Origin of the sequence: Aeromonas sp. HMWF015 (genome assembly GCF_963878965.1) — a bacterium.
GTDB lineage: Bacteria > Pseudomonadota > Gammaproteobacteria > Enterobacterales > Aeromonadaceae > Aeromonas > Aeromonas veronii.
Genome location: NZ_CAWNZT010000397.1, coordinates 22,140 through 36,560 on the forward strand (window position 1 = coordinate 22,140; position 14,421 = coordinate 36,560).

Annotated in this window: 13 protein-coding genes; 7 read left to right on the forward strand and 6 right to left on the reverse strand. The window is 60.4% G+C overall.

Going from position 1 to position 14,421, the window contains the following annotated elements; translation table 11 throughout:
- Both AACS18_RS23660 and AACS18_RS20420 read left to right on the forward strand, forming a co-directional pair.
- On the forward strand, positions 1–1,105 hold a 1,105-nt coding region (locus AACS18_RS23660), incomplete at its 5' end, for a methyl-accepting chemotaxis protein (protein ID WP_258228778.1).
- A gap of 267 nt (positions 1,106–1,372) precedes the next feature.
- Positions 1,373–1,660, forward strand: coding sequence for a hypothetical protein (locus AACS18_RS20420; protein ID WP_108613157.1), 288 nt, complete (start codon positions 1,373–1,375; stop codon positions 1,658–1,660).
- Between the two features lie 80 nt (positions 1,661–1,740).
- Here the strand turns inward: AACS18_RS20420 and AACS18_RS20425 are convergent, their stop codons facing one another.
- The gene (locus AACS18_RS20425) at positions 1,741–1,929 is read right to left on the reverse strand and encodes a hypothetical protein (RefSeq protein ID WP_005334402.1); all 189 of its coding nucleotides are present in this window, start codon (positions 1,927–1,929) and stop codon (positions 1,741–1,743) included.
- A 235-nt stretch (positions 1,930–2,164) separates the two neighbouring features.
- Between AACS18_RS20425 and AACS18_RS20430 the strand changes: the two genes are divergently transcribed.
- Together AACS18_RS20430 and AACS18_RS20435 are read left to right on the forward strand one after the other, a co-directional pair.
- Entirely contained in the window at positions 2,165–4,162 is a 1,998-nt protein-coding gene (locus AACS18_RS20430; RefSeq protein ID WP_108613158.1) for an alkyl/aryl-sulfatase, read from the forward strand.
- Positions 4,159–4,683, forward strand: a complete 525-nt coding sequence (locus AACS18_RS20435) for a hypothetical protein (RefSeq protein ID WP_108613160.1) — start codon at positions 4,159–4,161, stop codon at positions 4,681–4,683. Before AACS18_RS20430 ends, AACS18_RS20435 begins: the two co-directional genes overlap by 4 nt.
- Positions 4,684–4,766: 83 nt before the next feature.
- Here the strand turns inward: AACS18_RS20435 and speA are convergent, their stop codons facing one another.
- Positions 4,767–6,668, reverse strand: coding sequence for a biosynthetic arginine decarboxylase (gene speA / locus AACS18_RS20440; protein WP_005344160.1), 1,902 nt, complete (start codon positions 6,666–6,668; stop codon positions 4,767–4,769).
- Positions 6,669–7,682: 1,014 nt separating this feature from the next.
- Here speA and pepT point away from each other — a divergent pair.
- Together pepT and AACS18_RS20450 are read left to right on the forward strand one after the other, a co-directional pair.
- Positions 7,683–8,906 carry a peptidase T gene (gene pepT / locus AACS18_RS20445; protein WP_108613161.1) on the forward strand — a complete coding sequence of 408 codons (1,224 nt, stop codon included), beginning with the start codon at positions 7,683–7,685 and terminating at the stop codon, positions 8,904–8,906.
- Between the two features lie 203 nt (positions 8,907–9,109).
- Entirely contained in the window at positions 9,110–10,819 is a 1,710-nt protein-coding gene (locus AACS18_RS20450) for a lysophospholipid acyltransferase family protein (protein WP_108613163.1), read from the forward strand.
- 114 nt (positions 10,820–10,933) lie between these two features.
- Here the strand turns inward: AACS18_RS20450 and AACS18_RS20455 are convergent, their stop codons facing one another.
- From AACS18_RS20455 to AACS18_RS20470, 4 genes are all read right to left on the reverse strand, one after another.
- Positions 10,934–11,242 (reverse strand): SelT/SelW/SelH family protein, encoded by a 309-nt coding sequence (locus tag AACS18_RS20455; protein ID WP_108613165.1) that lies wholly within the window; start codon positions 11,240–11,242, stop codon positions 10,934–10,936.
- Positions 11,243–11,318: 76 nt separating this feature from the next.
- Positions 11,319–12,443: an adenosylhomocysteinase gene (locus AACS18_RS20460; RefSeq protein WP_107685101.1), complete on the reverse strand. Its 1,125-nt coding sequence runs from the start codon at positions 12,441–12,443 to the stop codon at positions 11,319–11,321.
- A 182-nt stretch (positions 12,444–12,625) separates the two neighbouring features.
- Positions 12,626–13,363, reverse strand: a complete 738-nt coding sequence (locus tag AACS18_RS20465; RefSeq protein WP_108613166.1) for a hypothetical protein — start codon at positions 13,361–13,363, stop codon at positions 12,626–12,628.
- Complete coding sequence (locus tag AACS18_RS20470) at positions 13,363–13,923, reverse strand: YceI family protein (RefSeq protein ID WP_005334411.1); 561 nt, start codon at positions 13,921–13,923, stop codon at positions 13,363–13,365. Before AACS18_RS20470 ends, AACS18_RS20465 begins: the two co-directional genes overlap by 1 nt.
- A 109-nt stretch (positions 13,924–14,032) precedes the next feature.
- Here AACS18_RS20470 and AACS18_RS23665 point away from each other — a divergent pair.
- Positions 14,033–14,421, forward strand: a 389-nt coding sequence (locus AACS18_RS23665) for a LysR family transcriptional regulator (RefSeq protein WP_258228780.1), incomplete at its 3' end; no start/stop codon positions are given.

A 14,421-nucleotide genomic window follows, 5' to 3' on the forward strand; every position in this document is an offset into this window, starting at 1 on the left:
GGAGGCCGACCTGCGTCAGCGGCTAGCCGCCAACCAACGCCACTTCTGGTGGGTCACCGCGCCGCTGACCGTCAGCTTGCTGCTCTACCTCTACCTGATGATCGGTGCCTATCTCTCCCTGCGCGACACCGTAGGGCGGGTGCGTGATATCGCTGCCCGGGTCAACGCCCAGGATCTCAGCCAGCATATCGAGATCGTCGGTCAGGACGAGCTGGCCGCCATCAGCCGGGATTACAACGTGACCCTGGAGACCCTGCGCACCCTGATGCGGCGAGTGCGTGAAAATGGCGTCACCGTGGTGGAGAGCGCCACCGAGATCGAAGCGCGCACCTGCCGCTCACAGGAGGTCATTGCCGATCAGCAAGGGGAGACCCATCAGGTCGCCACCGCCATCAAGGAGCTGGCCGCCACCTCACAAGACATGGCGGGCAACGCCCTGCAAGCCGCCCGCATGACCCAGGAGGCGCAGAACGTGGTCGGTCAGGGCGAGGATGTGGTGGATCGCACCATCAAGGCCATCGACCATATCAACCGCGAAGTGCTGCGCACCGCCGACACCATAGGCCAACTGGAGCAGCAGTGCAGCCAGATTGGCGGCGTCATCAGCGTGATCCGCGGCATCGCCGAACAGACCAACCTGCTGGCCCTCAACGCTGCCATCGAAGCGGCCCGTGCCGGTGAGCAGGGTCGCGGCTTTGCGGTGGTGGCCGACGAGGTGCGATCTCTTGCCAACCGCACCCAGGGGGCTACCGTCGAGATCCAGCAGATGATTGAACAGCTGCAATCCGGCGCCCGCGCCTCGGTCACCGCCATGTCGGCGGCCAGCCATGAAGCGCAGGAGGGGGTCGGGCTGGCGCAGGAGGCAAAACAGGCTTTCGGCGCCATCACCGAGAAGGTGGATCGAATGGTCGATACCAACGCCATCATCGCCAGCGCCATCGAGCAGCAGGGCGCCGTGGTCAACGAGATCGAACGCAACGTGGTGCGCATCTCCGATGGCAGTGACGAGGCGCTGCAAGTGGCCAACGCCGCCCGCGATGCCGCCCGCCAGATCCACCAGCTCACCGAACAGCTGCGCGCCATGGTACAGAGCTTCGTGCTGTAACAGAGCGCTGACAAGCCGGGCTCAACGTGAGCCCGGCATTATCCCGGTCTCGCCCCTGCCAACAACATCTCGGTTGCTCGGATAATCCAGAAAATCTCTGCGACCCACTTGCCGGGCAGATGCCAACAAAGTAGTCTCGAACGAAAACAAAGTGCGGCGTTCCCGACACGCACGGTCTGCGACGTCGAGGCAAGCAAGCCGCCTGCGAGCCACAGATTAAACCCAGCGTCACGTCATCTATCACCCGCTTCAAGCGAGGATTTACCTATGGCCAGATACCAGTTTTTTACCATTCCGGCGTCCAATCGGCAGCAATACACCTTTATCGACATGGCGTCTCCGACTTTTCTGAGTGAAAAGGCGGCACTGCTGACCCAAGGATTCGAGGTGGAGGAGGACTTTATTGACGCGACCAGTCCACGGGAGGCCGTCGAGAAGTACCAATCCAATTTTCTCTACGTGGCGGATGAGATAGGCAAGTCTGATAGCAGCTACGCCGCGGCCGTCGCCATGCTGGAGATTGGCAAGGGGTTATTGGGCAATAAAAACCGCTGAGATAAGGTACAGCGGTAAAGAGTGGTGGCCATCGTGGTAACGCGCCCGATGGCCATATGGCAAGACATCAATTCGGTAATTCAGAAGCGCCCCAGCTGCTGGAGCATCTCGATCAGCTCCTCTTCGCTGCTCGGCTCATAGGCCAGCTGAAGGCTCGGCGCAGCGCCCCCCATCAGCATGTAGACGTTGGTGCTGCAGTGGTCGTAGTGATACCACTTACCGTCGATACAGACGTCGGTATAGCATCTCGGATCCCTTTTCAGTTCCATATGCACATCCTTTTGTTACATCCCATCAACATCACTCCTGACCGTAAGACAACCCGCTGCGACCTATCTTGATACAGATCAAGATGTGCAACGGCTGTGCTCCTGCAGGCGCAATTCCTGCAGTTTTCCACCCGGATGGCGTTGTGTAGCGCAAGTCCCCCTTTCTTCTCTTCCCTGACTTGAGCCTGACTACACTTAGCCCTGTCGACCCACACCACCATCTGGAGTCATACCGATGAAACCGAGGCTTCCCACCCCCACGATTTTCTCGCTCTTGCTCTGTGGCGCACTGCTTGTGCAGCCTGCTCTTGTGCAGTCGGCCAAGGCCGCCATCGACCCCAAGCCTGCCAGCGAATTTACCATCAAAGCAAACCAGCAGGTGCTCACCACCCTGCCCTTCAATGACAAGCAGGATTTCGAGGATGCCAAGCGTGGCTTTATCGCCAAACCGGAGACCCTGACTATCAAGGATGACAAGGGCAACGTGGTGTGGGATCTGGAGCAGTACAAGACCTACATCGGGCTCGACAAGGCATCCCCTGACACCGTCAACCCCAGCCTGTGGCGCAACGCCCAGCTCAACATGCAGTACGGCTTGTTCAAGGTCACCGACAAGATTTACCAGATTCGCGGCTTTGATCTCTCCAACATCACCTTTATCGAAGGCAACAAGGGATGGGTGGTGTTCGATCCGCTAATCTCCCCGCAAACCGCCAAGGCGGCGCTGGCCTTCATCAACAAGACCCAAGGGGAGCGCCCGGTCACCGCGGTGGTCTACAGCCACTCCCACGTAGATCACTACGGTGGTGCCGCTGGCCTGTTCAATTCGCTGGACGAGGTGAAAAAGAACGGCGTCGAGATCATCGCGCCGGAAGGATTTACCGAGCACGCGGTGTCGGAGAACGTCATCGCCGGCAATGCCATGGCCCGCCGCGCCGTCTACATGTATGGCGCCCTGCTGCCGCGCAATGCCCAGGGCAACGTGAACGGCGGTCTGGGGCAGACCGTCTCCGCCGGCGTGCCCTCGCTGCTGCTGCCGACCCGCTTTATCACCAAAACCGGTGAGACGCTGACGGTCGATGGCGTCAAGATGGTCTTCCAGATGACCCCGGGCACCGAAGCACCGGCCGAGATGAACACCTGGTTCCCGGACAGCAAAGCATTGTGGATGGCCGAAAACACCACCAACACCATGCACAACATCCTCACCCTGCGCGGTGCCCAGGTGCGCGATGCACTGAAATGGTCGAGCTTTCTCAACGAGACCATCGAAACCTGGGGTGATCAGGCCGAGGTCAAGTTCCAGAGCCACCACTGGCCACGCTGGGGCAATGCCAACATCGTTGACTACTTCAAAAAGCAGCGTGACCTCTACAAATACATCCATGACCAGTCGGTGCGCCTGATGAACATGGGCTATACCGGCGAGGAGATCTCCGAGCAGATCACCCTCCCCCCCGAGCTCAATGACTTCTGGCCGAACCGCGGTTACTACGGCACCCTGCGCCACAACAGCCGTGCCGTCTATCAGCGCTATATGGGCTGGTACTCCGGCAACCCCTCCGATCTCGACAACCTGCCCCCAGAAATGGTCGGCCCCAAATATATCGAGTTCATGGGGGGCGAGCAGGAGGTACTGAAAAAAGCCAAGGCCTCGTTCGACAAGGGGGAATATCGCTGGGTAGGAGAAGTGCTCAAGCATCTGGTGTTTGCCAACCCGAACAACACAGAGGGCAAGCTGCTGCTGGCAGATGCACTGGAGCAGCTGGGCTATCAGGCTGAATCCGGCCCGTGGCGCTCCGTCTATCTGCAAGGCGCCTATGAGCTGCGCAATGGCGTTCCTAACGTTGGTGGAACAGTCACCGCCTCGCCGGATACCATCCGGGCCATGAGTCCCAGCATGCTGTTTGACTATCTCTCGGTGCGCATTAATCCCGAGAAAGCGGCGGGCAAGAAGATGGTCATCAACATGGCGTTCACCGACATCGGGGAGAAACATACCCTGAGTCTGGAGAACGCGGTGCTGAACCACACCACCCGCTATGCAGCCAAGCCTGATGTGACCATTACTCTGAGCAAGAAGACGCTGGATGATATCCAGCTCGGTCAGGGCACCATGGAGCAGAAGATCGCCAGCGGCGAGATCAAGATCGAGGGTGATCAGCAGAAGTTCAGCGACTTCGTCACGCTGCTCGACAAGTTCAACTTCTGGTTCAACATAGTGACGCCATGATGCAACGCACCTTGCGCGCATGCATGGTCCTGCTCTGCCTCATCCCCGGGATGGGGCTGAGCTGTGGTTATGATGCCCTTTATCCCAATCCGTTCGAACAGAGCTGGCCCGGCACAGTCAATATTGCCATGGCCACGGCGACTGCGGTGAGCCGTGAGCAGTTGCCCCCCTTGGCAGCCCTGACAGGCGAAGCCGGCTTCTCCCGTAGCCAGGCGTGGCTCCAAACTCTCAAAAGTCGACTCCAGCAGGCAGGGGTAGGCGGCGGGATCTCCATCCTGCTTATCGACTCAGGACTCTGGTCCAGAGTACGAGGTAAGGAGTCTCTGCTGCTCCAGCTGCACACCAGCGGCCCAAACCCAAAAGACCGGGTGATGCTGCTGAGTGAAGCCGCCATCAACGCCATGTTAAATGGGTCTCTTACCATCGAGCAGGGACTGCAATTGGGTATTGTGGAGCTGCAAAGAGACGACAATCAGCAGTTGCAGCGGGATCTGCACAAGGCGCTGAGCTCGCAGACCTGACCGCCACAGGAGAAACAGATAGGACAAAGGGAGGCAAATGCCTCCCTTTTTATGCCTTCACGGCGAACGTCAAGTGCGGGCGCTTATTCGTCTTCCAGATAGGCGTAGCCTTGCAGGCCCAGCTCCAGCTCGTCGAGCAGGGCTTTGCGAGTGGCATCGTCCAGCGCCGGGTGAGCGGCGATCCGCTGGTAGTTTTCGCGGATCACGGACGGGTCGATGTTGACGTAACGCAGCAGCTGGTCGACGGTATCGCCGCGCACCACGTTGCGAATGTCCATCTTGCCCTCTTCGTCCAGCCACACTTCGGCGCAGTGGGTGTCACCGAACAGGTTGTGCAGATCGCCGAGGATCTCCTGATAGGCACCGACCAGGAAGAAGCCGACGTGGCACTCTTCGTTCTCGCCGTAGACCGGCATTGGCAGGGTGCTCTCGACCCCCAGACCGTCGACATAGTGCTCGACCTGACCGTCGGAGTCACAGGTGATATCCATCAGGATACCGCGACGACTAAGCGGACGATCGAGACCGGCCAGCGGCATCACCGGGAATACCTGACCGATACCCCAGGCATCCGGCAGGGACTGGAACAGGGAGAAGTTGGCAAAGCACTTGTCCGCCAGCTTTTCACTCAGTTCGTCAGCCAGCGCACGGTGGTTGCGGTTGACCGGGTTGAGCATCTCTTTGAGTGCCAGACAGGTGTTCTGGTGCAGCATCTCGGCCCAGGCACGCTGTTCAAGGTTCAAGAGGCCCATGGTGTACTGGGTATTCACGTCACCCAGATCTGCCACCGAGTCATGGAAGATCTCCAGCAGGGAGGGATCTTCGCTGCGCAGATCCAGCCAGCCTTTCCACATGTTCTGCAGAATGGTCGGTGCATCTTCGTCCGGCGCGCTGATGTCGTTCATCTCCACCCCTTCGGCACCAATGATATTGGTGACCAGCACGGCGTGGTGGGCGGTCAGGGCACGGCCAGACTCGCTGATGATGGTCGGGTGCGGCAGGTCGAACTCGCGGCAGACATCGCCGATGCCCCATACCACGTTGTTGGCGTACTCGGAGAGGCTGTAGTTGGCGGAGCAGTGGCTCTGGGAACGGGTTCCCTCGTAGTCCACCCCCAGGCCGCCACCGACGTCCACGACTTCGATGTTGGCACCGAGGCGACGCAGTTCAGCGTAGAAACGGCCGCACTCGCGGATGCCGCCCTGAATGTCGCGAATATTGGCGATCTGGGAGCCCAGATGGAAGTGCAGCAGTTGCAGGCAATCCAGCTTGCCCAGCCCGCGCAGACGCTCGATCAGCGCCAGGATCTGGGAGGCGGAGAGACCAAATTTGGACATGGAGCCACCGCTCGATTCCCACATGCCGGAGCCGGTGGAAGCGAGCTTGGCACGCACCCCGATGTTGGGCTTGATATTGAGACGAGCTGACTCGTCCAGCACCATTTCCAGCTCGGAGGGCTTCTCCACCACGATGTAGACCTTGTGGCCCATCAGGTTGCCGAGCAGAGCGTGGCGGATATATTCGCGGTCTTTGTAACCGTTGCAGACGATCACCGAGCCTTGCTCATGGTGATGGGACAGCACGGCCAGCAGTTCCGGTTTGGAACCAGCTTCCAGGCCAAGCCGGGGCTTGTCGCTGTAGGACTGGCTGATGGTCTCGATGACACGACGCTGCTGGTTTACCTTGATCGGGTAAACGCAGAGGTAGTCCCCTTCATAGCCTGACTTCTCGATGGCCTGACCAAAGGCGTTGAACAGCGCATCGACCCGACTCTTGAGGATGTCAGGGAAGCGCAGCAACACGGGGGTGGTCAGCCCGGACTGACGCAACTGTTCGATGGCGTCAGAGAGCACGATATGCGCGTCAGGGCGTGATTTGTCGGGGGCGACGGTCACATGACCGGCGTCATTGATATTGAAAAAACCCGCACCCCAGTAGGGAACGTTGTAGACCTTCAAGGAGTCCTTGCTGGACCAGTTAGTCATGGGCTATGCCTCGCAAATGAGCGACCCAAAGTCGCCTTCGTTACCCTCAATCACATCCAGACCATCTAGTGCAGAGTACGGCGAGCGCTGCCATCACGAGACGCAGCCACCCAAACCAACCCTTTGCACATCGCGGCAAGCCAGAGGCTGCCTGGTGGATCTTGGGGAAGTAACGAGTCTTGATGTGGGGCTGGTGGCTTTACATCAAGCTCAACGGTATGCGGTGCCACTATGCCGTAGCGCCGCGGTACTTTGATGACAGACGACATCAGCCACGCCGTCAGTTCATCATTCGGCAGCGATCCCGACAGAAGGAGAGGGTTCCAAGGAAGAGAAGCGAAGGCGCCAGCACGCATGCGTGTTGATAGACGACAACAACCACAGCCCACCTCACCATCAGTGACCGCCCATGACAAGGGAAGATGATGAGCCGGTGGCCCACTCGGTCAAATGAAGGATGAGAGTCTGTTGTTCTCCCTGATACCGGAGCCTAACCGGTATTAAAGAAACCATTCCCCAGCAGTGTCTGTCGTTTCTGCGTGCCTCGCCCTATAGGCGTACGATCGGTCGGGTTTCTGGCGGCTCTGCCTGCTTCAGGGTTGCCCTTGGATCGGCGCGGAGTGTACACACTTACCGCGGGCAGTGACAATAAAAAATAGTGTTCAAAATCCCCTTTTAATAAGTCGATCAAATCTTGCTGGCGGGCAGGCGGGCTCTGGGATGGCGCAGGTTATGCGACAGCCCGGTTTCCCCTTGAAAAGTGTGTGAAAACGCCATGATTGGGCTGACGCCTTGCTGTGCGGTCGCTGAGAGGAATTTGGCCGCCACCGCCAGCGCCTAAATATCGCGATAAATGCCACATTTATGCGATCTCCCTCCCGGACATTGCCCCGCGCGCCGCGCATTCGCCGCTCTTCCCTTGCGTCAAAAAATGGGAAAAACCTGCGCTGACGCAATGAGTGCCCCGCACGGATTGGCCACAATGACCGCTCACAATCGGTTAGAGGCTGACTAATGGATACCCTGCTTGAGCGTTTTCTGCGTTACGTAACTTTTCATACCCGCTCCGATGAGACCAATCCAGCCTGCCCCAGCAGCGAAGGCCAGCTGATCTTTGCCCGCGCCCTGCAAGAAGAGATGAAGGCGCTGGGGCTAACCCGGGTCACCCTGGATGAACACGGCTACCTCACCGGCTGCCTGCCGGGCAACCAGCCGGACGCCCCCGCCATCGGCCTGATTGCCCACATGGATACCGCCGACTACGAGGCGGAGCACGTAGTGCCGCAAATCATCGAAAACTATCAGGGCGGCGACATCTGCCTTGGCAAGGGTGACGAGGTGCTCGCCATCCGTGACTACCGCTTCCTGAAAAACTACCTGGGTCAGGACCTCATCACCACCGACGGCACCACCTTGCTTGGCGCCGACGACAAGGCGGGTATCGCCGAGATCCTCACTGCCATCGACCACCTGCAGGCCCACCCCGAGATCCCACGTGGCGATATCTGGGTCGGCTTTACCCCGGATGAAGAGATCGGCCGCGGCGCCAACCTGTTCCCGCTGGAGAGATTCCCAGCCAAGTGGGCCTATACCGTGGATGGCGGCGAACTGGGCGAGCTGGAGTATGAAAACTTCAACGCCGCCAGCGCCACAGTTCGTTTTATCGGCAACAACGTCCACCCCGGCACCGCCAAGGGGAGCATGATCAACAGCCAGACCCTGGCCGCCCGCTTCCATGCCGCCATGCCTGCCGACGAGACCCCGGAGTGCACTGACGGGTATGAGGGCTTCTTCCATCTGGCCCAGATGAGCGGCACCGTGGAGGAGAGCACCCTGCACTACATCATCCGTGACTTCGACGACGAGCACTTCGCCGCACGCAAAGCCGAGATGCAGAGCCGGGTGGCCGCCCTGCAGGCCGAGTATCCCAAGGCCCGCATCGAGCTGACCCTGACCGACAGCTATCGCAACATGCGCAGCCAGATCGAGCCGCACATGCATATCGTCGAGCTGGCCAAGGCCGCCATGGAGGTCGCCGACGTGGTGCCGAAGATCAAGCCCATTCGCGGCGGTACCGATGGCGCCCGCCTCTCCTTTATGGGTCTGCCCTGCCCCAACCTCTTCACCGGTGGCCACAACTTCCACGGCAAGCACGAGTTCATCCCGCTGCAATCCATGGAGAAATCGGTCGCCACCCTGGTGGAGCTGGTGCGCCTCACCGCAGCCTGGCGCGGTTAATCGATTACCATGACAACCAAGGGGGGAGCCGGTCAACCGGCCCCCCCCTTGCTATCTGGCCATCACCCATCAACAAAGAGAAACCGGGGGAGGGTCGCTCAGGAGCAACTGGCCGCCGCTGCCATCAAACTGTCATCCCGCTGACATGTCGCGGGAACAGTGTCACATCATGCTGGGAGCAACGGATCGCCGGAGCCCTCCAGATGTTCACTATCGATACCCTGCTGACCCAGCACTTCCCCCGCCTGCTTGGCTACCCCCTGCTTACCCCGTTGTTAAAACGGCTGCTGGGCTGGCTGCTCAACGAACGTGCCTTTGCCGACTTTGCCGCCCACTACCCGCACCTGCGCGGCCTCGACTTTGTCGAGCAGGCGCTGACCCAGCTCGATTTCGACTATCGGGTCAGCGAGGCGCAGCTGGAGCATATTCCCGCCAGCGGCCGGGTCATTCTTGTTGCCAACCATCCCATCGGCTCGCTGGATGGACTGGCGCTGCTGCAACTGCTCGGTCGCATCCGCCCCGATGTGAAGATCGTCGCCAACCAGCTGCTGGCCCAGCTCGCGCCGCTGCGCCCTTTGCTATTGCCGGTGGACAATATGGAGGGCAAGACCGATCGACAGGCCATCCTCGCCATGAACGAGCACCTCGCCCATGAAGGGGCGCTGGTGATCTTCCCCGCAGGTGAAGTCTCGCGGCTTGGCCTCAAGGGGGTGAAAGATGGCCCCTGGCAGGCAGGCTTTATCAAGCTGGCCCAGCGCACCCGCACCCCGCTGGTGCCCATCCATCTGGGAGGGCGCAACAGCCTCTGGTTCTATCTCGCCTCCTGGCTCAACAAGCCCGCCTCCGCCCTGTTGCTGGTGCGCCAGCTGTTTCGCCAGCAGGGGCAGACCCTGCCGGTGACCATAGGATCGCGCATTCCACTCGGCAGTTTTCAGGATCTGCCCGCCAAGACGGCGGCGCGGCTGGTGCGCAACCACCTCTACCGGATTGGCCGTGGCAAGGCGGGGCGCCTGCAGACCGAGGCCCCCATCGCCCTGCCGGAGGATCGTCGCCAGCTCAAACAGGCCATCGAAAGCTGCGAACAGCTCGGCACCACCCCGGATGGTCAGGGGATCTACCTCTACCGCCGCCACGAACTGAGCCACTCGGTGATCCTGCGCGAGCTGGGGCGACTGCGGGAGATCGCCTTTCGCGCAGTGGGGGAAGGATCCGGCAAAAGGCGGGATCTCGATGGCTTTGACAACGACTATCACCACCTGATCCTCTGGGATCCGGCCCGACTCGATATTATCGGCGCCTACCGGTTCGCCCCGGTGGCGGAGCTGCTGGCCAGCAAGGGGAAGGATGGCCTCTATAGCCACACCCTGTTCGGCTTTGAGGATAAGCTGCTGCCCCGGCTGGAACAGGCCATCGAGCTTGGCCGCAGCTTTATTCAGCCCGCCTACTGGGGCAAGCGGGGGCTCGATTATCTCTGGTTCGGCATCGGTGCCTATCTGGCCCGCTATCCCCGCTACCGCTACCTGTTTGGCCCGGTGTCGCTCTCCGGCAGCCTGCCGCCGGCGGCCAAGGATCTGCTGGTTAGCTTCTACCGCCAGCACTTTGCCCCCGAGCTGGCGCTGGCCCCCTCCCGCCGTCCCTACCCCGAGACGCAACCTCTGTTCGAGGGGTTGGATTACGCCGCCGACCTCAAAGCACTCAAGGCCCGCCTCGACAATTTGGGCTGCGCCATCCCTACCCTCTACAAGCAGTATTCCGAGCTGTGCGAGCCGGGCGGGGTGCAGTTTATGGATTTTGGCATCGACCCCGACTTCAACCACTGCATCGACGGGCTGGTGTGGGTCGATGTGAACCGCATCAAGTCCCACAAGCGGGCCCGCTATATCGGCAGTCATCTGGCCGAGCCGCGCTCATAACCCTGCAGGCGCCAGGCAAACAGCCAAAGGCAAAAAAGGAGAGAGAGGCCATCGCCTCCCTCTCCTTTCGCTCTCATGCTCAGCACCTTTTCGAGGCGCTCGGCCCATCTGGCGTTACTCGGCCGCCTTGCGATCCGAGTGGCCGAGATCCCGCTCAGGGGCGATGACGTCACGCACCCGCAGCTTGATCTCCTTGGCCTCGGGGAAGCCGTCATCGACCACCCGATCCCACACCTGCACCCCGCTCACCAGAATGCGGAACTCCCCCTTGCTGGCCGGCACCAGCGCCACCTCCCCCAGATCGCTGTCGAAGGTGGATAGCAGCTCCTGCGCCAGCCAGGCGGCGCGCAGCATCCAGCGACAGAGGGTGCAGTAGCGGATTTCGATGCGGGGTTTGCTGATCAGGGTTTCAGACTCGGTCATGAGTGACTCCATAAAAAAGCGACAATGGCGGGAAGTGGCGTACTGCCGCCCAATGGCCGATCCCGGTTTGGTCAAATCAGTGCTGATCAACCCCATGAAAATCGGCCAGCCAATGGCGGGCAATGGTACGCATCGCCGATTCTGGCAGCTCGAACAGGCCGGGAGCAAGAGGGCCTGCCGCCAGCATCCGGATCCCTTCCATGATCTCCGCCAGCACCAGATAGACATATTCGCCAATCACGGCGCCATGGACGAAGTTGACCGCCTCACCCCGGTTGAGCAGGTAGATCTGGGTGCCATCCGGCCGGTTGAGGGCCAGCACATGGGGGCACACCTCTTCGCTCGGCCACGGCAACTGGGCCAGCGAGAAGGCAAACTCGTCGTCGGCCGAGGTGACCGAGGCCACCATGGTGCCGGGGCGCAGCGCCTGCAGATCCGCCAAATCCAGCGAGCCGTTGCCGGTAGAGCAGATCACCAGCTCGGCGCGGCTCAACGCCTCGGCCTTGGTGATCAGACGAAAACCGTGAGAGAGCGCTTCGACCTGTCGCAGCACATCGGTCTCCACCAGCCCGAGATGGAGGTTGCGACAACGCAGGTCGCGGGCGATGCTGCGCCCCACCTTGCCATAGCCAAACAGCACGGCTTCGCAGACGTTGAAGGTACGGTTGAGATTACGAGCCAACGACTCCGCGGAGTAGACCACGCTCAAACCAATCTGGATATCCTCGGCCTGCTTGAGGGGACTGCGTGCCACCGACACCACGGGGGTCGCCAGCACCTCCTGCTCATAGCGCTGGTGGCCGTTCTCGGTCATCTCCACCACCCCTAGGAAACGGGGGCCGAAGTATTCACTCAAGATCACCTGGGTTTTGGCAAAGTAACCGCCTATATCGAGGATCAGCAACCGTTCGTGGGGGGCCACCAGCGGCGCAATCTGCTGGATGATACTGTCGGGATCATTGGTCCAGCGCCGGTTGAGGGGCAGCACCGGATAGTGCTGGGATACCCACTCCAGGGTCGGGCCGTGTACCGATTTCGGTTTGGGTAAAATGGCGCCAATCCGCCCAATCCGGGAAAGCGCTTCGATAAAACGGGGGCGATCGGGAAGCAGGTGAGTGACCAGCAGAATGCAGAGACCATCGATACGTCCCTGTCCGGTGAAATGGCGAAAAAACAGATGCTCAGATCCTTGACTGCGCAACTGTGGCCTCCTTATGTGCCGCAAAGCAGGCAAACAGAACCCGGCGCGGCCGGGTTCTGTGTGTGTCCAAATAAAATGAAAAACCTTTTTATCTGAAACACATAGGTGGCTCAATCATTATCTGCCAAGAGTATGAGCGGGTATGCAAAAATGACTGTAATTGCCTGTTTTTCATGCAAAAATCAGTACAAAGAAGCAGCAGGCCACACCCACCACAGGCTGAGCCCGGTTCCCGCGGCAGCAAGCAATATCAGCCCACCCCAACGCACTGGCCACGGTTTGTCACACAACGCCCACTCCAGCAGCGGCAGCAACCAGACCGGCAGCAACACCACCAGCGGCACCTCCACATATTGCCAGGCCAGCATCTGGACGAAGGCGAGGGCCAGCGCCAGACCGGCGGGTGCCACCTTGATGGCTGCAAAGGTGGCGAGCAGAGCGCGAAAGCCGGCGAAAGCGGCCAGCGCACCGGCCAGCTGGGCAATCAGCAGGCTGCCATCGATGCCGATCACCAGCGCCAGCCAGATAAAGCCGAGGGCAAACCCGAGCCCCTCGCGGCTATCACCGCGCAAGGTGCTCCAGCCAAACCAGAGGATGGCGGGCAGCAGCGCCAGCCAGATCATCGGCTCGCTCGCCAGTACCGAGGCCAATCCCTGCCACCACACCAGCGCACTGATAACGGCAAAGAGCAGCAACGAACCGCGCAGATCGCTCACCTGAGCCGCGATGGCGGGCACCAGCAGGGTCAACGGCAGCCACTGCCACGCCTTGGCCGGAATGCCATAGAGACCGCCGAGCAAGGATCCCACCAGCCAGAGCGCCAGCGCGCCCCACAGATACCCCAGTCGCGGCCAGCGCCACGATAGCAAAGCGGCTCCCAGAGGAGCCGCCAGGGTTTGCAGCAGAAGTTCCGCGCCCATTACTTGCGCACGCCTTCGACAAACAGGTTGATGTTCATCTCGTCCGGGATACCGGGCAGCATGTAGCTCACGCCAAAGTCACTGCGCTTGATGGTGGTGGAGGCGTTGAAGCCACTGCGGTAACCGCCCCAGGGATCCTTGCCCTCGCCGATCTTGACCAGATCGAAGGCCACTTCTTTGGAGACGCCGTGCAGGGTCAGGGTCCCTTTCAGCACGCCTTTATCCTTGGTGCCCTCGTAAGCGGAGCTGACGAAGGTCATCTTGGGATACTGCTTCACGTCGAGGAAGTCAGGGCTGCGCAGGTGTTTGTCGCGGGCCTCGTGATTGGAGTCGACGCTGGCGGCATCCACTTCAAAGCTTGCCTTGGCGGCCGCCGGGTTGGCGTCATCCATGCTGAAGGTGCCGCTGAAGGTGTTGAAGCGACCCACCAGCTCGGAGAAGCCCAGGTGACCCACCTTGAACTGCACCGTGGTGTGCGCCGCATCCACATCGTAATCCGCCGCCATCAGAGGGGTAGCCATAAACAGGCAGGAGGCCAGCAGAGCCTTGGTCATTTTCATCCGTTCGTTCCTTCATCTTGGGGTTCACATCAGTGGTTAAAATGCTAACCTCGTTCTGAAGATGAATAATCAGTGATTTATTAAATTCATTATTTACTGAGGATAGAAAATGGACCAGATCGCCGCCATGCGCACCTTTATCAAGGTGGTGGAGTGCCAGAGCTTTACCAAGGCTGCCAACCAGCTCGGCATCTCGGTCGCCATGGCCTCCAAACTGATGCAGCAGCTGGAAGAGTCCCTCGCCACCCGGCTGCTGTCGCGTACCACCCGTCAGGTCAATCCCACCGAAGCGGGCCAGTTCTACTACCAGCGCTCCCTCGCCCTGCTGGCGGAGCTGGAAGAGACCCACAGCCAGCTGACCCACCACAACCAGCAGCCCAACGGCACCCTCAAGCTCTCGGTGCCGATGGATTTTGGCTATCTGCATCTCTCCCCCGCCCTGCCGCTGTTTCGCCAGCGCTTTCCCGATCTCAAGCTCGATATCGAGTACAGCGACCG